Genomic DNA, 18,453 nt, shown 5'->3' with positions numbered 1-18,453 from the left:
CCAAGCATGAAGCCGGGCGGGTAAGTAAAGACCGTACACGGTTCGCGTTCCGGCCAGGGCCCTTCGGCTTCAGGCGGCCGCGGCTGCCGCGGGCAATGTCCCGGTGTGCGGCTGTCCTCCGCCAGGAGATCGGTCGCGAGGGTCATGGCCTTGTCCCGCCTCCCGCCCCTCAGGGCGGCGCGCGGACGTCGGGCATCCTCGACGATGTCCGGGCGACGGCCCCTCGCCGCCTTCGTCCATCGGCCCCTTCGGTTCGATTTGGGGAATCGCGCGGGCGTGTACGATGGCTGACCGGGGGCTCGCCCCCGGGTCCGGCCGGACCCGTCATCGAGGAACGAGTAGCCGAGGGCATGGATTTTTCTCCGCACGACCGGCGCGCTCATCGCGCCCCCGTGTGCCCCGACGCCGAGGGTGTTCGCAACACGCCCGGGCGCGCTCGCGTCTCTACCTCCTCACGTCATCACATCCGGCGTTCCAGCGGCGTCCGGGCGGGCCTGATTGCGGCTGCGCCCCGGCGACCGTTCCGGGGCCCAGCCTCCGGCGCCGCGAAGAGAGATTTCCATGGCCAACAAGATGCTCATCGATGCCACCCACCCGGAGGAGACCCGGGTGGTGGTCGTGCGCGGCAACCGGGTCGAAGAGTTCGACTATGAGTCCGCGTCCCGCAAGCAGCTGCGGGGCAACATCTACCTCGCGAAGGTGACGCGGGTCGAACCCTCCCTCCAGGCGGCGTTCGTGGAATATGGCGGCAACCGCCACGGCTTCCTCGCCTTCAGCGAGATCCATCCGGACTACTACCAGATCCCGGTCGCCGACCGCCTCGCGCTGATCGAGGAGGAGGAGCGCGCCGCCCGCCTCGCCGAGGACGAGCATGAGATGCGCGACCGGCGCCGCGAGCGCGGCCGCTCGCGCCGCGCCGCGCCGGATGCCGCCGTCACCGAGGAGGTGGAGGAGGCCGAGATCGTCGTCGACGCCGCGCCCGAGGGCGAGGCCTCCGCACCGGCCGACGGCGTCGCGGACTTTGCTCCCGCAGAGGAAGCCGTCGCTGAGACCGCGCCGGCCGTCGACCACGCCGGCTCCATGGCCGAGCTCGTCGCCCCCGCCGAGGAGGCCGCGCAGACCGAAGCCCGCATCGAGGCTGCGATCGATTCCCAGTTCGGCGCCGCCTTGCCCGCCCCCGCGGAGCAGGCGCACGACGATGAGGACGAGGACGAGCGGCTCCGCGAGGCGGCCGAGGCCGAGAGCCACCCGGCGCCGATCCTGCCCGACGACGAGGAGGGCGCCCGTGCCCCGCACGCCGTAGAGCACGCTGACGCCGAAAGCCGCGCCCCCGCCGACGACGAGGACGACGACGAAGAGGACAGCGACGTCGACCAGATCGACGAGGACGAGGAAATCGAGAATCTCGGCGCCGACGACGACGCCATGGAGGAGGTGCCGGAGCGCGCGCCGCAGCGCCGCGCCCGCTCCTACAAGATCCAGGAGGTCATCCGCCGGCGCCAGGTGATGCTGGTGCAGGTGGTGAAGGAAGAGCGCGGCAACAAGGGCGCGGCGCTCACCACCTATCTCTCGCTGGCCGGCCGCTATTCGGTGCTGATGCCCAACACCGCGCGCGGCGGCGGCATCTCCCGCAAGATCACCAATGCGGTGGACAGGAAGCGCCTGAAGGACGTGGTGCAGGACCTGGAGGTGCCGGAGGGGATGGGCATCATCCTGCGCACCGCCGGCGCCAACCGCACCAAGGTCGAGATCAAGCGGGACTTCGAGTATTTGCTGCGCCTTTGGGAGACGGTGCGCGAGCTGACGCTCAATTCCGCCGCCCCGAACCTCGTCTATGAGGAGGGGTCGCTCATCAAGCGGGCGATCCGCGATCTCTACAACAAGGACATCGACGACATCCTTGTGGCCGGCGAGGCCGGCTACAAGGAGGCCAAGGACTTCATGCGCATGCTCATGCCGAGCCATGCGAAGAGCGTCATTCCCTACCGCGAGAGCCAGCCGATCTTCGCCCGCTACGGGGTGGAGCAGCAGCTCGACGCCATGTTCTCGCCCGTGGTGCAGCTCAAGAGCGGCGGCTACATCGTCATCAATCCCACCGAGGCTCTGGTCTCCATCGACGTGAACTCCGGGCGCGCCACCCGCGAGCACCACATCGAGGACACCGCGCTCAAGACGAACATGGAAGCCGCCGAGGAGATCGCGCGCCAGCTCCGGCTGCGCGACCTCGCGGGCCTGATCGTCATCGACTTCATCGACATGGAGGAGAAGCGCAACAACCGCTCGGTGGAGCGCAAGCTCAAGGATTGCCTGAAAAACGACCGGGCGCGCATCCAGATCGGCCGCATCTCGCACTTCGGCCTGCTGGAGATGTCGCGCCAGCGCATCCGCACCGGCGTGCTGGAAAGCTCCATCGAGGTGTGCCCGCACTGCGGCGGCACCGGCCACGTGCGCTCCGCCGCCTCCGTGGCGCTGCAGCTCCTGCGCGCCTTGGAGGAGCAGCTCCTGCGCTCCACCACCCACAACCTCGTGGGCCGCACCCGCACCGAGGTGGCGCTCTATGTGCTGAACCAGAAGCGCGCCCACCTGCGCGAGCTGGAGGAGCGCTTCTCCGTCACGCTCTCCATCTCCGCCGACGACAGCGTCACCGGCCACCAGCCCTTCATCATCGAGAAGGGCGACCCGGCCGCCCCGGCCCCCGCCGCGCCGCGTCTCACAAGCGTGGTGCAGCCCGATTCCATCCTGCTCGACGAAGACTATGGCGAGGAGGAGGACGAGGACGGCCAGGAGGGCCAGGAGGAGGCGGCCGAGGCCGACGGCACGGAAGCCGCCTCCGAGGAGCGCGCCGACGACGGCAGCCGCCGCAAGCGCCGCCGGCGCCGGCGCCGGCGCGGCGAGCGCGATGAGACCCGCGAGGCCCGCGAGGGCGATGCCGAAGGCGAGGAGGACGACGAGGACGCCGTCTCCGAAGCCGAGGACGGCGAAGGCGAGGACAAGGCCGACGAGCGCGGCGACGAGGACCGCGCCGAAGGCGCCGCAGAGGGCGAGGACGAGAACGGCGACCGCCGCCGTCGCCGCCGCGGACGCCGCGGCGGACGCCGCAACCGGCGCGAGCGCGAGGACGGCGTGAGCGAGGCCGGCGAGGGCGAGGCCGAAGGCGAGGACGGGGCGCCCGAGGCGCGCGGCGCCGAAGACCTCGCTTCCGACGACCACGCTTCCGACGACCGCACCGACGACAAGCCCCCATCCGAGCGCCCCGGCGACGCGCCGGACGCCTGGACCCCGGCTCCGGCGGTGACGCCCTATGCCTATGCGCCGCCGGCGGCCGACGAACCCGCTGCGTCCGTCTCCGCCGAGCCGGCACCCGCGCCGCGCTTCGCCCCGCCGGCAGAAGCCGCGCCCGCCGAGGCCGCATCGGCTGCGGAAGACGCCGGCAAGCCGCGCCGCCGCTCCACCGTGCGCGAGAAGGCGCCCGTGGTGCTCGGCGGCGGCGAGGCCGTCCCGGCCGCTCCGCCGGAGAGCCCGGCGGCGGAGATTCCGGCCGAAAGCGTCGCGGTGACCGAGACGATGGTGGAGGCCGCCGCCCCCGCGCCCGTGGAACCCCCTGCCCCCGCCGCGCCTTCGGGCGAGCCGCAGAAGCCGCGCTCGGGCTGGTGGCAGCGCAAGCTGTTCGGCGACTGAACCGCGGCTCAACCGACCAAGGCCGATCGACGACACCGCCTCCCGGGACGCCCCGGGAGGCGTTTTTGTTTGGTGCGCGGCGGTGCCGCGCGCGATGGCGGGCTGCCAGGGGGCGCGGAAGGGGGCGCGGTGTGAGGGCTTGCGACCAGGCTGGGACACGGAACCCTCTCCCGGGGCTGAGAGGGGGAAAGCCTGTGGCGCGGCGCACGCCGGCGAAGTCGTCACTGGCCCCGCCTCTGCCCCGATCCAGGTGGAGCACCTAGCGCCCGGCACCCCCACCCCTCCCCGCAAGCGGGAGAGGGAGCCGGCCCAGCGGAAAGAAAACAAGACACGCGCCGCGCGAGAGACCCCTTGCCGGTTGCGGCTGCCATAGTACCATGCAGCAGCGGCGGGCGTGGTGTGCCCACGAATCAAAACGATTTAAACGGGGTCCGCCAAGGCCCCGTCGACACAGGACACGCGTCGCAGAACAGGTGGTTCAACCATAGGCGCCTCAGCACGCGCCTACCGCACACGCGGATCCATACAGCCGACCCTCAAAGGCGGACACAGACGCCGCGCTCATATCGGGAGGAACAGGATGACCCGTCTTCGCAGCGGCTTCTCCGCCGCATCCGTCTTCAGCGCCGCCGTCTTCGGCGCCGCCGCGCTGGCCGCCGTGCTCGCCTCGGGCGCCGCCAGCGCCCAGACCAAGCTCAAGTGGGCGCACGTCTACGAGCCGGCCGAGCCGTTCCACACCGCCTCGGTCTGGGCCGCCGGCGAGATCGCCAAGCGCACCAACGGACGCTACCAGATCGACGTCTACCCCTCCTCGCAGCTCGGCAAGGAGAGCGACATCAACCAGGGCCTCACCCTGGGTACGGTCGACATGATCATCTCGGGGTCGAGCTTCGCCGGGAAGGCCTATCCGCCGATCGGCGTCACCTATTATCCCTATACTTTCCGCGATGCGAACCACCTGCTGGCCTATGCCAAGAGCGACGTCTTCAAGGACCTCGCCAAGGGCTACAACGAGAAGACCGGCAACCACATCGTCGCCGTGACCTATTACGGCGTGCGCCAGGCGACCTCGAACAAGCTGTTCAAGACCTGCGCCGAGATGAAGGGCCTGAAGATCCGCGTGCCCGACGCCCCGGCCTACCTCGCCATGCCCAAGGCCTGCGGCGCCAACATCACGCCCATCGCCTTCGCCGAGGTGTATCTGGCGCTCCAGAACGGCACCGTGGACGCGCAGGAGAACCCGCTCACCACCATCGAGGCGAAGAAGTTCTTCGAGGTGCAGAAGAATATCATCCTTACCGGGCACATCGTCGACCACCTCAACACCATCATCTCCGCCAAGCTGTGGAACCAGCTCTCGCCCGAGGATCGCGTGATCTTCACCGAGGTGGCGCTGGAAGCGGCGGCGCGCGCCACCAAGGAGGTCGCGGCGCGCGAGAAGGAGCTGCTCGACGTGTTCAAGCAGAAGGGCCTGAACGTGGTCGAGGTGGACACGGCTGAGTACCGCGACACGGTGATGAAGAACATCACCTTCGAGAGCTTCGGCTACCGCAAGGCGGACTGGGACCGCATCCAGGCCATCAAGAGCGACGGCATGTGAGGAACGGGCGCCCCCCGGCGCCCGTTCCTCGGCCCAGCGACGGCGCAGCCGGAGCGCCGAGCCGGGGTCCAGCGCAAGACTCCCGCGCAGCGGGCGAAAGCCCGGGGCGCAGCGGCTTCAGTAGATGGACGGGCGCCCCGGCGCCCGTTCCTCCGGCCTGCCACTGCCGTCATGCCCCGGCTTGTCCGGGGCATCCACCCCTCCGCCGGCGCAAGCAGAGGGGTGGACCCTCCGGACGAGCCGGAGGGTGACGGCGGCGCCATGGCCGCACGCCCACGCCAGACCCCACCCCATCCGCAGCGGACCCCCATGGCCCACGAAACGCACACCCGCGTCACCGGCGAGGAGCTCGCCCACACCTTCGACGTACAGGAGGAGGTGGACCTGTCCTCCTACGCCTTCGAGGACTGGATCACCCTCGTCGCCTTCTGGATCATGGCGGGGCTGGTCTTCCTCCAGTTCTTCACGCGCTACGTGCTGAACGACAGCTTCGCCTGGACCGAGGAGATCGCCAGCTACTTCCTGGTGGCGGTGGTCTTCATCGGCGCCTCGATGTGCGTGCGCCTGTCGCGCCACATCCAGGTGGACCTCATCTACCGCTTCCTGCCGCCCGCGCCGGCGCGGGCCATGGCGCTGGGCGTCGACCTCGTGCGCACCGGCTTCATCGCCTACGGCGTGTGGCTGATGGTGCGCTACATCGCGCTGGTGGGCGACGAGCCCATGGTGATGGTCAACGCGCCCAAGAGCTACGTCTATTACGCGGTGCTGTTCGGCTTCGTGATGATGCTGGTGCGCTCGCTCCAGGTCTCCTGGTGCAACATCCGCCGCGGCTATTCCATCCTTGAGAGACCGGAGGCCTTCGAGGGCTCCCCCTTCGAGCACAAGGGAGACTGAGCCCATGTGGATCCTCATCGGCGGCTTCCTCGCCCTCATGATCTGCGGCGTTCCGGTGGCGATCGCGCTCGCCGGCTCTTCGCTGCTCTACATCCTGGTTTCCGGCACGGTGCCGGACGTGGTGATCGCCCAGCGCATGATCGCGGGCGTCGAGAGCTTCCCGCTGCTGGCGGTGCCGTTCTTCATCCTCGCCGGCAACCTCATGAACATCGCCGGCGTCACCGGGCGCATCTATGCCTTCGCGGTGGCGCTGGTGGGCTGGATGCGCGGCGGCCTCGGCCAGGTGAACATCATCGGCTCGGTGATCTTCTCCGGCATGTCGGGCACCGCCATCGCCGACGCCGCCGGGCTCGGCACCATCGAGATCAAGGCCATGAAGGACCATGGCTATTCCACCGAGTTCGCGGTCGGCGTCACGGCCGCCTCGGCGACGCTCGGCCCGATCATCCCGCCGAGCCTGCCGTTCGTGATCTACGGCATGCTCGCCAACGTCTCCATCGGCGCGCTGTTCCTCGGCGGCGTGGTGCCGGGCGTGGTGATGACGCTTTTGATGATGATCACCGTCGCCTATTTCGCCCGCCGCAACAAATGGGGCGCGGACGCCGCCTTCTCCTGGCGCCAGCTCCTGTCCGCGGGCACCGAGGTGGTGGTGGTGCTGGCCTTCCCGCTGGCGGTCTACGGCATGATCGAGGCCGGGCTCTCCACCAACCAGGCGGTGCTGATCGCGCTCGCCGCGCTCATCGCCCTCGACTGGTATTACGACTTCTCCGCCGTGATGGCGCTGATGACGCCGGTGATCCTCATCGGCGGCATGACGCTCGGCTGGTTCACGCCCACCGAGGCGGCGGTGGCGGCGGTGATCTGGTCGCTGTTCCTCGGCCTCGTCCGCTACCGCTCCATGACCATGAGGACGCTGGCCAAGGCGACGTTCGACACCATCGAGACCACCGCCTCGGTGCTGTTCATCGTCACCGCCGCCTCCATCTTCGCCTGGCTGCTCACGGCCAGCCAGGCGGCGCAGATGCTCACCGACGCCATCCTCGGCTTCACCCAGAACAAGTGGGTGTTCCTGCTGCTGGCGAACCTGCTGATCCTGTTCGTCGGCTGCTTCATCGACACCATCGCCGCCATCACTATCCTGGTGCCGATCCTCTTGCCGATCGTGCTCAAGCTCGGCATCGACCCGATCCATTTCGGGCTCATCATGGTGCTCAACCTGATGATCGGCCTGCTGCACCCCCCGCTCGGCATGGTGCTGTTCGTGCTGGCGCGGGTGGCGAAGCTCTCGGTGGAGCGCACGACGGTCGCCATCCTGCCCTGGCTGGTGCCGCTCATCCTGGCGCTGATCGCCATCACCTACATTCCCGCGCTCACCCTCTGGCTGCCCAACGCCATGGGCTTCGGGCGGTGAGGGACGGGCGGCAGCGGCTCAGCCGGGCGGCGCCCTCTCCACCAGCGCCGCGAGGCGGTCGAGGCCGGCGGCAAGGCCCGCATCCATAGGCGAGCGCAGCACCAGAGTGCGGGCCGGCAGGCTCTCATAGGCGTAAGTGATCAGCGCCACGCTGCCGCCCGCCGCAGCGCGCAGCTCCAGCGCCACCTGCGTCGCACCGGGATACCAGGCCGGGTCGGAGCGCTCGGTGGCGCGGAAGCCCTGGTCTGGCGTCACAGCGCCGAAGGTGCCCGCCCAGCCCATCACGCGCCCCGCGGGATCGGCCACCGCATAATGATAGGCGCCACCCGGCACCGGGTCCGACGCGGCCTCGATGACGGGAAAGCCAGGTGCGCCGAGCCACTGCCGCGCGAGGCTCGGATCGGTCCAGGCGTGGAACACGGCGGCAGGCGGCGCGGCGAAGGTCCGGGCGAACAGGATTTCGAGGTCGCCGCGCGGCGCGATGCGCAGCCGGCCTGGCCGCGCCAGCGCCTCGCCCGCCATCTCGTCGAGGGTGGGCCGGTCGGCTGCGATCAGGCTCTTGGTGCTCTGGCTCCAGGCTCCGCCGGGTGCCGCCTTGGTGGACATGCCGCTCCTCGCTTCGGGCGTCGCGCGGGGCGAGCTTGGAGGCGATCGACCCCATTTTGTCAAACCGGGGGCTCCTGTGCGCCGCCCCCGCGCCCCGGCCGACTGCAACGGAGCGAAGCGCAGTGGAAGGAGAGCCGGGGCCCAGCGCAAGGGGTACGCCGAAGGCGGCTTCTCCCGCCAAAGACGGGGCCTTCCCGGTCTTGCCCGCTGCGCGGAAGTTTCCCCTGGGCCCCGGCTCGGCGCCGGGAGGCGTTACCCGGCCAGCGGCTGGTTCATGGCCCACACCACGCCGAACGGATCGCGCAACTGCCCGTAGCGGGCGCCCCAGAACATGTCCTGGACCGGCATCATCTCCTCGAAGCCGGCGGCGCGGGCGCGCGCCCACCAAGCGTCGATGTCGGTGACCTGCAGCACCAGGGAATAGCCCTGCGGCGTCTCAAGCTCGTAGCCGCATTCGGGATTGGGATCGCCCATCATGATCGAGGAGCCGTTGACGTAGAGGTGCACATGCATGGTGCGCCCCTTCTCGTCGGGCGGGAGCACCGCCACCGTCTCGGCGCCGAGCGCGCGGCCATACAGCTCGGCCGCCTTCAGGGCGCCGTCGATCTGCAAATAGGGCACCACGCCGCCCTTCACCGGCGCCATGCCGGCCTTCAGGTTCTCCGCCGTCTGCTCCATGGATGCTCTCCGTTCTCGGCGCGCCGGGCGGCGCGCTCCTGGTTATGACGCGTCCGCCGGGCCGGGACCGACATCCCCGCCGCCTTTTTTTGCCGCACTGTCGCCCGCCGCCTGGTCGAGATAGCGGCGGATCTGGCTCGCCTCCGCCGCCGTGCCGGCGAGGCTGATGGCGGTGTCGAACGCCACCTTCGCCTCGGCGTTGCGCTCCAGCTGGAGAAGGAACGCGCCCTTGGCGCCGTGGAAATGGAAATAGCCCGAGAGCGGCCCCTCAAGCGGCGCGATCATGGCGAGCGCCGCCTCCGGCCCCTTCACCTTGCTCACCGCCACCGCGCGGTTGAGCGTGACCACGGGCGAGGGCCGCATGAATTCCAGCGCCGCATAGAGCGCGTCGATCTGCGCCCAGTCGGTGTCCTCGGCGCGCGCCGCCCGCCCATGGGTCGCGGCGATGGCGGCCTGCACCTGGTAGGGGCCGGGCGCGCGGTGGCGCAGCGCCTTGTCCACCAGCGCCAGCCCCTCGATGATGCGCTCGCGGTCCCACAAGGTGCGGTCCTGCGCGTCCAGCAGCACCGGCTCGCCCGCGGCATCGAAGCGGGCGCGGGCGCGGGCGTGCTGGAGCAGCAGCAGCGCCAGCAGGCCCATGATCTCCGGCTCGGCGGGAAACAGGCGCAGCAGCAGCCGCGCGAGGCGGATGGCATCCTCGCATAGGCCCGCCCGCGCGGGATCGGCGGCGGCGGAATAGCCCTCGTTGAACACGAGATAGATCATGGCCGCCACGGTCTGGAACCGCTCCGCCCGCTCCACCGCGCCGGGCGCCTCGAACGGCACCTCGGCCTTGGCGATGCGCGCCTTGGCGCGGGTGATGCGCTGCTCCATGGCCGCCTCGCTCACCAGGAAGGCGCGGGCGATCTGCTTCACCGAGAGGCCGGAGACCACGCGCAGCGCCAAGGCGATCTGCTGGGTGTGGGGCAGTTCGGGATGGCAGCAGATGAACAGCAGCCGCAGCACGTCGTCGCGATAGTGCGCGCCGTCGAGCCGCTCGGCCATGGGCGCCTCGATGTCGTCGAGGTCGGAGATCGCCGCGTCCGGCGGCAGCGGCGCATCGCGCGCGGCGCGGCGCTTGCCGTCGAGCGCGGCGTTGCGCCCCACCAGGATGAGCCAGGCCACGGGATCACGCGGCGGCCCCTTCTGCGGCCACGATTTGAGCGCCCTCAGGCAGGCCTCCTGATAGGCTTCCTCCGCGGTGTCGAGGTCGCGGAAATAGCGCAGCAGCGCGCCCATCGCCTGCGGCCGCGCGGCGGTGAGCGCGGCGTGGATGAAGGCGGTGTCGGTCAGCGCCGTGTCGGTCATGGGCGGGTTCTGCGCGCCGGCTCAGGACTTGGCGCCCTGCCGCATGTCGGGAACGAACAGCCCCACCGGCCGCACCTCCAGCGCGCCGCCGGGATTGGCCTCGCCCAGCGCGCGGGCAATCTCCAGCGCCCCGTCGAGGTCGTCCGCATCCACGAGGTAGAAGCCCAGAAGCTGCTCCTTGGTCTCGGCGAACGGCCCGTCGATCACCAGCGGCGGCTCCTGGCTCTTGCGCAGGGTGGTCGCGGCGGAGGTGGGGAGCAGGCGCAGCGAGGCGCCCATCCTGCCCTCCTTGGTCAGCCGTTCCTGCACCACCGCGAGCCGCGCCATCACGGCATCGTCCTGCTCCTTGGTCCAGGCGCAGACCACGTCTTCCTCGTGGTAGCAGAGAATGGCGTACATCATGGGCTTGGTCTCCGTGGCTCGGTCCGAAGGACGCCGGAGTATGCCCGATGCCGACAGGGTGCGGCAAAGTGCGCAGGGGCTCCTTCCTCTTCCCCCGCCCGCTCAGTCCGAAGACCGGCCCTACCGTTCGCGCCCCCTCTCCCGCAAGGGGGAAGGGAGGAGCGCCCGGCATGCGCATGCCGGCGCTGTTCCACGGCGAAGCGACAGCGAAGCTGGAGCCGTTCCCCGGCCAAGCGACAGCGAAGCTGGAGCGCCAAGCCGGGGTCCAGGGGAAACTCCCGCGCAGCGGGCAAAACGGTGACGCCCGCCTGCGGCGGGCAAGGGCCGCCTGCGGCGAACTCTTGCGCTGGGCCCCGGCTCTCCTTCCACGGCGCTGCGCGCCGTTGCAGTCGGCCGGGGCACGCGGGCGGCGACATCCTGTGCCTGTTCCCGGACCAAGCGACACCGCGGACCGAGGACCGGCCCCACCGTTCGCGCTCTCTCTCCCCTTGCGGGAGGGGGGAGGAGCGCCCGCCGCACACGCCCTCACGCGGGCCCCTCACCCTACCCTCTCCCCCAGGGAGAGGGGTTCCCGGCAGGCGCAGCGCGGCTCGCGCTCTGGAAGACGCCTTGCCCACGCCTGGCCGCCCCACCCTCACGCGGAGGAATCACCCGTGTCGTCGTCGTGGTGGTGGTGGTGATGGCCGTGCGGGCCGTGGCTGTAGCCGTGGCCGTGCCCCTCGCCGGCGGCGCGGGCTTCCACCGGGACCATCACCAGGCGCCCGTGGCGCACGCCGCGCTCGGCGATCAGGCGCTCGGAGAAGTGCCGCAGGCTGCGGGTCGGCCCGCGCAGCAGCGCCACCTCAAGGCACTGGTCGTGGTCGAGATGCATGTGCAGCGTGCACACCGACATATCGTGGTGCAGGTGGTGCGCCTCGGTCAGGCGCTTCGACATGTTGCGCGCCTCGTGGTCGTAGAGATAGACCAGCGCGCCCACCGCGTCGCCGCCCTCGCCGGCCGCCTCGGCGGCCTCGCGCAGGCCAGAGCGGGCGAGGTCGCGCACCGCCTCGGAGCGGTTCTGGTAGCCGCGGCTCTCGATGAAGCGGTCGAGTTCGGCGACGAGGTCCTCGTCCAGGGTGACGGTCACGCGCTGCATGGCGCCCTCTCCATGGGGGCAGGGTGGCCGGGTCAGGTGGCCGATCGCCCCGCCACCCGAGGTAGGCCAGCGGCGGCGCCGCGTAAAGCCTCACCCCTCCGCGTGGCGGTGGCTCGCGTCCAGGCCGTGAATGTGGATCTCCTCCTGCGTCACCACATGGCGGTGCACCAGCGCGGGCCGGACCGTCCCCTCGCGCAGAAGCACGGCGCGGGTGGCGATGCGCTCCAGGAAGTCGCGGTCGTGCGAGACCAGAAGCAGAGCCGCGTCGAGCCGCAGCAGGATGTCGATCATGCGGGCACGGTTCTCCTCGTCGAGGTCGTTGGTGGGCTCGTCGAGCAGCAGTGCGTCCGGCGCCATGGCGATCAGCGCGGCGAGGCACACGAGGCGCTTCTCGCCGCCGGAAAGGCGGTGCGTCACCCGGTCCGCCAGATGCACCAGACCGAGGCGCTCCAGCACCGCCCGCGCGGCGGCGAAGGCCTCATCGCGCTTCCGGCCGAGATTGAGCGGGCCGAACGCCACGTCGTCGATCACGGTGGGGCAGAAGAGCTGGTCGTCCGGGTCCTGGAACATGAGCTGCGCGCGGGCGCGCACGGTGCCGAAGTCCACTTCCGTGCGCCGTTCCGCGCCGAAGGCGACGACGCGGCCCGCGCTCGGGCGCTCCAGGCCGACGAGGGTGCGCAGCAGCGTGGTCTTGCCCGCGCCGTTGGGGCCGACCAAAGCGAGGCGCTCGCCGGCATGAAGCTGAAGGTCCGCGCCGGCGAGCACGGTGCGCCCGCCGCGCGCCACCGTGACGCCGTCGAGCGCGAGGAGCGCGCTCATGCGAGGTGCTCCGCCGCGAAGGCGGCGAGGATCGCGGCCGCCAGCAGGAGCGCGAAGGCGAGGTCTGCGGCGCCGAGGGCGGGCCGCTCCGCCGACGCCGGCAGCCGGCCGGAAAAGCCGCGGCAGCGCATGGCCTCGGAGACGCGCTCGGCGCGCTCCAGCGCGCGCACCAGCACCATGCCGAGCATGTGGCCGTAGGTGCGCCAGGTATGCAGCGACCAGGTGAGCGAGGCCCGCGGCGCGAACGCGCGCGCCCGCATGGCCTCCTGGAGCCGCGCCGCCTCGGCCCGCAGCACCCCGCCATAGCGGACCACCAGGAGGAAGAGCTGCACGAGGCGCTCGGGCGCCTTGAGCGCCAGCGCCGCGGCACCGATGCGCACCGGCTCCAGGCCGCCCAGGAGCGCGAAGACCAGGAAGCCGCAGGCATTCACCTTGAGCAGGATCTGCACGGCGCGGGCGAAGCCTTCCGCGCTGGCGACGAAGGGCGGGGCGCCGAACAGCGGCGTGCCCGGCACCGTGAAGGGCAGGAGCGCGAGCAGCACCAGCATGAAGCCTTCGAGATGGACCAGGCGCCGCATCAGCGCCGCCGTGCCCGGCCCTGCCGCCAGCGCCAGCGCGAAGGTGCCGAGCGCCGCCGCGGCGAGCACCCAAAGGCTGGAGAGGAGAGCCACCGCCAGGACCCCGGCGAAGGCGCCGAGGAGGCGCGTGCGCGGATCGAGCGCGGCGATGCCGAAGGAGACCCGCACGGGCGCGGCGCCGAGCGCGGCGGGCATCGCCTAGCCCCCGCCCGGTGCGCGGGCGCGCCGGGCGGAGGCCCAGAGCGCGGCGCCGGCGAGGCCGACGATCATGCCGATGCCGCCCATCACGTCATTGAAGCGCACCCGGCCCTCGGCCTCCGACTGAGCCTCCAGCAGCGGGCGCACCTGGCGCGCCACGGCTGTGTCCACCAGGGCCGCCAGCGCGGCCGGATCGCAGGCGGCTGCGGGCACTCCTGCCAGGGCAGCAGGCACCGAAGCCCCCGACGCGGGCGCGGAAGGCGCACCGGGCCGGGCATCCCCCGCGGCCGGTGCGACTGTGGCGGCAGCGGAGGCGAAGCGGTCGGCGGCCAGCGCGACCTCGGCGGCATGGCCGTCGCCGGCGTCCACCACCACGGTGATGGCCTCGGGGCGGGCGGGGGTGAAGGCGAAGGCGCCATCCGCATCGGTCACGGCCGCGCCGAGCGTTTTTCCGGCGGCGTCGCGGAACGTCACCTGGGCGCCGCCCGGGCGCCCGCCGCCGATGAAGAAGGCGTAGCCGGAGACGGTGTCGCCCTCCACGGTGGCGAACACCTTGAGCCGGTGCGCGGCGGCCGGCAGCGGCGCGAGCGCCACCAGCAGCGCGGCGAGCGCGGCCCGCAGGCTTGCACGCGCCGGCCTCACGGCCGTTCCCCTGCCACCGCAACCGCTGGCGGCACCGGCGCCGGGACGGCGACCTTCGGCGCGAAACCGGCGATCGCCTCGGGCCGCACCCGCGCCAGGAAGGCCACCGCGAAGCCGGTGACGAACGCCTCCCCCACAGCCAGCGGCACATAGGTGAGCAGGACGATGCGCGCCGAGGGCACGAATTCGGAGGCCGAGAGCGCCAGCGCCGCCGCCACGAGCCCCCCCGTGAGCGCGACGCACGCCGCCCCGGCGAGGGCGCCCACCGCGCCCGCCCGCGCGGGCGACGCGCCGCGGAGCAGGGGCGAGAGCAGGAGGCCGCACAGCAGCCCCGGCAGGGCGATGTTCACCGTGTTGACGCCCAGCGTCGTCAGCCCGCCGAAGCCGAACAGCAGCGCCTGGAGCACGAGCCCGACGAACACGGCGGGAAACACCGCCGGGCCGATCATCAGCCCCATCAGGCCCGACAGCAGGAGATGCACGCTCGACGGCCCCACCGGGATCGCCACCAGCGACACGGCGAAGAAGCCGCAGGCGAGGATGGCGACCTTGGGAATCTCCTCCTCGCCGATGCGCCTCAGCCCGTAGCCGATGCCCGCCACCGCCAGCACGGCGCCGCCGGCCAGCACCGGCACCGAGAGCACGCCGTCGGGGATATGGGCCATCGCCGCCTCACCTGGCCTGCGCTGCCGCGGGGACCATGTCGGTCGCCTTCACCCACATGAGGGCGCCGAGTTCCACCGGCACCTTCTTGCCGTCCGGCGCGGCCATGGGGGCGTCCGCCTCCACCAGAGCGGCGAAGCCCCACCACCCGGCGCGCGGCATGGCATAGGTGAAGACGCCGTCCTTGTCGGCCTTGATGACCTGGGTGACGAAGGCGTCGTTCGGCGCCTTCACGGCGCCGTCATTGACATATTCCACCTCGACCTCGGCGAACGGCACCGGCTTGCCGGCCTTGCGCACGATGCCGCGGAAGACGTTGCCGGTCCAAAGCCCGGTGGGGCGCGCGAGCGGCTCGATCTCCACCGGCAGGCCGACCAGGGCGTCCCAGCCCTCGCCGGAGGCGAAGCCGTCCACCACCACCTTGGCGTAGTGGATGATGTACTTGCCCTCGGCGGGCTCGAAATAGGGCTGCGGCTCGACGAAGAACACGGCGGCGCCGGGCTGCTTCAAATCGTAGGTGGCGCGCCAGGCGCCCTTGCCGTCCTGGGCGGCATCGGTCAGCGTTCCGGTGAGGTCGCGCACCTTGCCGTCCGCCTTCACGCCGAATCGCTTGGGCTTCTTCATGTCCATCACCGGCCCCCGCTCCATGGGGTGGGTGAAGACGAGGTCGAGCGTCACCGGGCCGCCGTCCGGCAGCACGTCGGCGGAGGGAAGCAGCTCCTGGAAATGGGCGGCGGCGGGGGTCGCCGCCAAGGCCGGTGCCAGAAGGCCGAGGCCGGCGACGAGCGCGGCCCGCGCGGACCTGTGGAAACCCCGGGTCATGCTGCTTCCCCCTGCCCCGGCCGCCCAGCCGGCGGCGCTTCGGAGATCATACTTTCTGGAAAATTCGTCATACGTCAACTGGAATGGAGCGGGCGTGAATGGCCCTGCGCACCTGCCCTAGCGCGATGAAGAAGGGGTGGGGGCGGCCATAGTGGACGGCCTCAACGCGAAGACCCCGCCGTTCGCCCCCTCTCCCGCTTGCGGGAGGGAGAGTTGGGGCAGTCCTGGCCGAAAGCTAAACGCTGGCTGTGCACCGCAGGGCCCCCTCCCCAACCCTCCCCCGCACGCGGGAGAGGGAGTCCGATCCGGGCTTGCGGGGAGGGCGTTGGGTCTCGGCCAGTGGCGCTCCGCCGGCAGCGGCGATTCCTTGCCGGGCGATGTCCCCATCATTCGCGCCCCTTCTCCCGCTTGCGGGGGAGGGAGGGAGGGGGGGCAGCCGTCGCCGAGACCCGACCGCCGGCTGTCGCCCCTAGGTCCTTTCCCCCTCCCCAACCCTCCCCCGCACGCGGAAGAGGGAGTCCGGTCTGGGCCAGCGGAAAAGGAGTCTGGCCGGGGCGCGCGGAGAGCGCGTTGGGCCTGGCTTGCAGGAGAGGGGTGCGCTCTGGGCACTCGCTCCGCACGCGGAAACGCCGTCTGCGGAAACCTCGCGCCGCCGCCCGCCGCCCCCGCCGCCCTCACTCCAGCGGCAGCGGGCGGCCGCGGCGCAGGACGGCGCGGGCGATGTTGGTCTGCTGGATCTGCGAGGTGCCCTCGAAGATGCGGAACAGGCGCACGTCGCGATAGAGCCGCGCCACGGCGCGCTGCTCCAGGTAGCCCTGCCCGCCCAGCATCTGCACCACCCGGTCCGCCACCTTCGACACCATCTCGGAGGCGAACAGCTTGGCGCAGGCGATCTCGACGATGGGAATGGGCGGGCCGCGGTCGAAGCCGCGCGCGGCCTCCAGCACCAGGGCGCGGGCGGCGAGCACCTCGGACTGGCTCTCGCCGAGCAGCACCTGCATGGCCTGGAACTCGCCGATCGGCTTGCCGAACTGCTGGCGCTCCAGGAGATAGGCGGTGCCCTCGTCCAGAAGCCGCAGCGCCTGCCCGACGCAGGTGGCGCCCACATGGGTGCGGGCGTGGTTGATGCCGCGCAGCGCCTTCTTGAGGCCGTTGCCCTCCGTCCCGCCCACGAGGGCGGAAGCCGGCACCCGGCATTCGGTGAAATGCACCTCGCCCACATGGGAGCCGCGCTGGCCCATCATGCGGTCGTGCGGCGGGGTCGAAAGCCCGGCCGTGCCACGCTCCACCAGCAGGCAGGAGAGCGCGTCCGCGCCCTCCCCCTCCCCGGTGCGCGCCACCACCATGAACACGTCCGCATCCGGCGCGTTGGTGATGTAGCGCTTAGTGCCGGTGACGACGTAGTGGTCGCCGTCGCGCACCGCGCAGGTCTCCACCGCCCCCGCGTCGGAGCCCGCCGCCTCCTCGGTGAGGCAGAAGGCGCCGGTCATGGCGCCGGAGGCCATGGCCGGCAGATAGCGCCGACGCTGCGCGTCGGTGCCATAATCGAGGATGACCTGCGAGGTCAGCCCGATCGTCGTGGAGAAGCGCGAGCGGTAGACCGCCGAGGCCTGGGTGAATTCCATGGTGAGCAGCGCCTGCTGCTCCATGGTCCAGCCGAGGCCGCCATATTCGTGGGGCAGCGTGATGCCGAACAGGCCGATGCGCCGCATGGCGTCGACGATGTCGGCCGGGATCGCATCGTCATGCTCGACGATGTCCTCCGCTGGGCGCAGCACCTCCCGCGTGAAGGTCCGGATGTCCGCGAGGTAGTCTTGGAACGAGACGTTCCGGGGAGAGGCCGCGCCGTGCATGTCACTGCACCGTGATGCCGGCGGCGCCGATGACCTCGGCCCACTGGTCGCGGTCCTTCACCATGAAGGCGGCGAGCTCCGCAGGGCTGGAGGGTGCGATGATGGCGCTGAGCGGCTTCATGCGCTCGACCACGCTTGGTTTGGCGAGGCCCGCCACCAGCGCCGCATTGAGGCACTTGATGGTCTTCTCCGGCGTGCCGGCGGGCGCCAGCACCGCGAGATAGGTGACGACGTTGAAGCCGGGCACCACGGTCTCGGCCACGGTCGGCAGGTCCGGCAGCGCCTCGGAGCGCTTCTCGGAGGTGACGGCGAGCGCCTTCAGCTTGCCGTCCTTCACCAGCGGCACGGCCAGCGTCATGGTCAGCGCCATGGCCTGGATGCGGTTGGTGATGAGGTCCTGCGTTGCCTGCGGCTGGCCCTGATAGGGCACGTGCTGCATGTCGATGCCGGTCTTGGCCTTCAGCATCTCCATGGCGAGATGGGGCGAGGAGCCGGTGCCGGCCGAGCCGAAATTGATCTTGCCGGGATTGGCCTTGGCGTAGGCGATCAGCTCGGCCATGGAATTGACCGGCACTTCGGGGTTGACCACGATCAGGTTCGGCACCGAGCCGACCATGCCCACCGGCGCGAAGTCCTTGATGGCGTCGAAGGTGAGCTTCTTGTAGAGGCTCGGATTGATGGTATGGGCGGCGCTGGCGAGAATCAGCGTGCGCCCGTCCGGGGCGGCGCGGGCCACGGCGGCGGTGCCGATATTGCTGCCGGCGCCGGCCTTGTTCTCGACGATCACGTTCTGGCCGACGCTGGTGCGCAGTTCGTCCGCCACCACGCGGCCGACCAGGTCCACGACGCCGCCGGGGGCGTAGGGAACGACGAGGGTGATGGTGTCGGCAGTGCAGGCCTCGCTCGCGAGGAGGGCGCCGGGCGCGAGCGCGAAGCCGAACGCCAGCGCGAAGCCGGCGCGGCGCAGATAACGAAGGACGACGGGTGCGGTGGACATTGAGGCTCCTCCCGGAAGCGTGACCATGGCCCGTGCTGGTGCGGGCCTTCGATGACGCTGGCGAGGTTAATTCAAGTGATTTAAACTGGCAAGCCTGGGCTGGCCTCAGCCTCGCGCCGGCCTGGAATTC

The 18,453-nt window shown here is 71.2% G+C and carries 16 protein-coding genes; 4 read left to right on the top strand and 12 right to left on the bottom strand.

From position 1 onward, the window contains the following. The first annotated feature begins 561 nt into the window (after positions 1-561). The 4 genes from D9R14_RS04015 (at position 562) to D9R14_RS04000 (ending at position 7,583) form a co-directional block, all read left to right on the top strand. The gene (locus tag D9R14_RS04015; RefSeq protein ID WP_121622016.1) at positions 562-3,678 is read left to right on the top strand and encodes an Rne/Rng family ribonuclease; all 3,117 of its coding nucleotides are present in this window, start codon (positions 562-564) and stop codon (positions 3,676-3,678) included. A gap of 580 nt (positions 3,679-4,258) precedes the next feature. Continuing rightward, complete coding sequence (locus D9R14_RS04010; protein WP_121622015.1) at positions 4,259-5,278, top strand: sialic acid TRAP transporter substrate-binding protein SiaP; 1,020 nt, start codon at positions 4,259-4,261, stop codon at positions 5,276-5,278. A 309-nt stretch (positions 5,279-5,587) separates the two neighbouring features. After that, complete coding sequence (locus D9R14_RS04005) at positions 5,588-6,172, top strand: TRAP transporter small permease (RefSeq protein ID WP_121622014.1); 585 nt, start codon at positions 5,588-5,590, stop codon at positions 6,170-6,172. A gap of 4 nt (positions 6,173-6,176) precedes the next feature. Further along, positions 6,177-7,583, top strand: coding sequence for a TRAP transporter large permease (locus D9R14_RS04000; RefSeq protein ID WP_121622013.1), 1,407 nt, complete (start codon positions 6,177-6,179; stop codon positions 7,581-7,583). Positions 7,584-7,601: 18 nt separating this feature from the next. On the opposite strand, the gene D9R14_RS03995 is transcribed toward D9R14_RS04000, so the two are convergent. The 12 genes from D9R14_RS03995 to D9R14_RS03940 all read right to left on the bottom strand — a co-directional run bounded on the left by D9R14_RS03995 (position 7,602) and on the right by D9R14_RS03940 (position 18,323). Further along, complete coding sequence (locus tag D9R14_RS03995) at positions 7,602-8,189, bottom strand: SRPBCC domain-containing protein (RefSeq protein WP_121622012.1); 588 nt, start codon at positions 8,187-8,189, stop codon at positions 7,602-7,604. A 252-nt stretch (positions 8,190-8,441) separates the two neighbouring features. After that, complete coding sequence (locus D9R14_RS03990) at positions 8,442-8,867, bottom strand: VOC family protein (protein WP_121622011.1); 426 nt, start codon at positions 8,865-8,867, stop codon at positions 8,442-8,444. A 42-nt stretch (positions 8,868-8,909) separates the two neighbouring features. Further along, complete coding sequence (locus tag D9R14_RS03985; RefSeq protein WP_121622108.1) at positions 8,910-10,199, bottom strand: RNA polymerase sigma factor; 1,290 nt, start codon at positions 10,197-10,199, stop codon at positions 8,910-8,912. A 36-nt stretch (positions 10,200-10,235) separates the two neighbouring features. Next, positions 10,236-10,616: a YciI family protein gene (locus D9R14_RS03980; protein ID WP_121622010.1), complete on the bottom strand. Its 381-nt coding sequence runs from the start codon at positions 10,614-10,616 to the stop codon at positions 10,236-10,238. A 634-nt stretch (positions 10,617-11,250) separates the two neighbouring features. Beyond that, positions 11,251-11,751 (bottom strand): nickel-responsive transcriptional regulator NikR, encoded by a 501-nt coding sequence (gene nikR, locus D9R14_RS03975; RefSeq protein WP_121622009.1) that lies wholly within the window; start codon positions 11,749-11,751, stop codon positions 11,251-11,253. A gap of 90 nt (positions 11,752-11,841) precedes the next feature. Continuing rightward, positions 11,842-12,570 carry an energy-coupling factor ABC transporter ATP-binding protein gene (locus tag D9R14_RS03970; protein ID WP_121622008.1) on the bottom strand — a complete coding sequence of 243 codons (729 nt, stop codon included), beginning with the start codon at positions 12,568-12,570 and terminating at the stop codon, positions 11,842-11,844. After that, positions 12,567-13,343, bottom strand: coding sequence for a cobalt ECF transporter T component CbiQ (gene cbiQ / locus D9R14_RS03965; RefSeq protein WP_121622007.1), 777 nt, complete (start codon positions 13,341-13,343; stop codon positions 12,567-12,569). The genes D9R14_RS03970 and cbiQ overlap by 4 nt, the downstream gene beginning before the upstream one ends. 3 nt (positions 13,344-13,346) lie before the next feature. Continuing rightward, the gene (locus D9R14_RS03960) at positions 13,347-13,988 is read right to left on the bottom strand and encodes a NikL family nickel/cobalt ECF transporter subunit (RefSeq protein ID WP_245420538.1); all 642 of its coding nucleotides are present in this window, start codon (positions 13,986-13,988) and stop codon (positions 13,347-13,349) included. Further along, positions 13,985-14,653 (bottom strand): cobalt transporter CbiM, encoded by a 669-nt coding sequence (gene cbiM, locus D9R14_RS03955; protein ID WP_121622006.1) that lies wholly within the window; start codon positions 14,651-14,653, stop codon positions 13,985-13,987. The genes D9R14_RS03960 and cbiM overlap by 4 nt, the downstream gene beginning before the upstream one ends. A gap of 7 nt (positions 14,654-14,660) precedes the next feature. Then, positions 14,661-15,473, bottom strand: coding sequence for a DUF4198 domain-containing protein (locus D9R14_RS03950; RefSeq protein WP_121622005.1), 813 nt, complete (start codon positions 15,471-15,473; stop codon positions 14,661-14,663). A gap of 674 nt (positions 15,474-16,147) precedes the next feature. Then, the gene (locus tag D9R14_RS03945; protein WP_121622004.1) at positions 16,148-17,326 is read right to left on the bottom strand and encodes an acyl-CoA dehydrogenase family protein; all 1,179 of its coding nucleotides are present in this window, start codon (positions 17,324-17,326) and stop codon (positions 16,148-16,150) included. A gap of 1 nt (position 17,327) precedes the next feature. Beyond that, on the bottom strand, positions 17,328-18,323 hold the full coding sequence (locus tag D9R14_RS03940; protein WP_170168480.1) for a Bug family tripartite tricarboxylate transporter substrate binding protein: 996 nt from the start codon (positions 18,321-18,323) through the stop codon (positions 17,328-17,330). Positions 18,324-18,453: the final 130 nt, after the last annotated feature.

It is taken from the genome of Xanthobacter tagetidis (assembly GCF_003667445.1).
In the GTDB taxonomy this organism is placed as follows: domain Bacteria; phylum Pseudomonadota; class Alphaproteobacteria; order Rhizobiales; family Xanthobacteraceae; genus Xanthobacter; species Xanthobacter tagetidis.
Note: the sequence above shows the minus strand (reverse complement) of the source record. Positions and strands in the feature narration are given on the sequence as shown.

Excerpts from the sequence above, each read along its gene's own strand:
- D9R14_RS04015 (WP_121622016.1), top strand. The coding sequence starts at position 562 with ATGGCCAACAAGATGCTCATCGATGCCACCCACCCGGAGGAGACCCGG.
- D9R14_RS04010 (WP_121622015.1), top strand. The coding sequence starts at position 4,259 with ATGACCCGTCTTCGCAGCGGCTTCTCCGCCGCATCCGTCTTCAGCGCC.
- D9R14_RS04005 (WP_121622014.1), top strand. The coding sequence starts at position 5,588 with ATGGCCCACGAAACGCACACCCGCGTCACCGGCGAGGAGCTCGCCCAC.
- D9R14_RS04000 (WP_121622013.1), top strand. The coding sequence starts at position 6,177 with ATGTGGATCCTCATCGGCGGCTTCCTCGCCCTCATGATCTGCGGCGTT.
- D9R14_RS03995 (WP_121622012.1), bottom strand. The coding sequence starts at position 8,189 with ATGTCCACCAAGGCGGCACCCGGCGGAGCCTGGAGCCAGAGCACCAAG.
- D9R14_RS03990 (WP_121622011.1), bottom strand. The coding sequence starts at position 8,867 with ATGGAGCAGACGGCGGAGAACCTGAAGGCCGGCATGGCGCCGGTGAAG.
- D9R14_RS03980 (WP_121622010.1), bottom strand. The coding sequence starts at position 10,616 with ATGATGTACGCCATTCTCTGCTACCACGAGGAAGACGTGGTCTGCGCC.
- nikR (WP_121622009.1), bottom strand. The coding sequence starts at position 11,751 with ATGCAGCGCGTGACCGTCACCCTGGACGAGGACCTCGTCGCCGAACTC.
- D9R14_RS03970 (WP_121622008.1), bottom strand. The coding sequence starts at position 12,570 with ATGAGCGCGCTCCTCGCGCTCGACGGCGTCACGGTGGCGCGCGGCGGG.
- cbiQ (WP_121622007.1), bottom strand. The coding sequence starts at position 13,343 with ATGCCCGCCGCGCTCGGCGCCGCGCCCGTGCGGGTCTCCTTCGGCATC.
- cbiM (WP_121622006.1), bottom strand. The coding sequence starts at position 14,653 with ATGGCCCATATCCCCGACGGCGTGCTCTCGGTGCCGGTGCTGGCCGGC.
- D9R14_RS03950 (WP_121622005.1), bottom strand. The coding sequence starts at position 15,473 with ATGACCCGGGGTTTCCACAGGTCCGCGCGGGCCGCGCTCGTCGCCGGC.
- D9R14_RS03945 (WP_121622004.1), bottom strand. The coding sequence starts at position 17,326 with ATGCACGGCGCGGCCTCTCCCCGGAACGTCTCGTTCCAAGACTACCTC.
- D9R14_RS03940 (WP_170168480.1), bottom strand. The coding sequence starts at position 18,323 with ATGTCCACCGCACCCGTCGTCCTTCGTTATCTGCGCCGCGCCGGCTTC.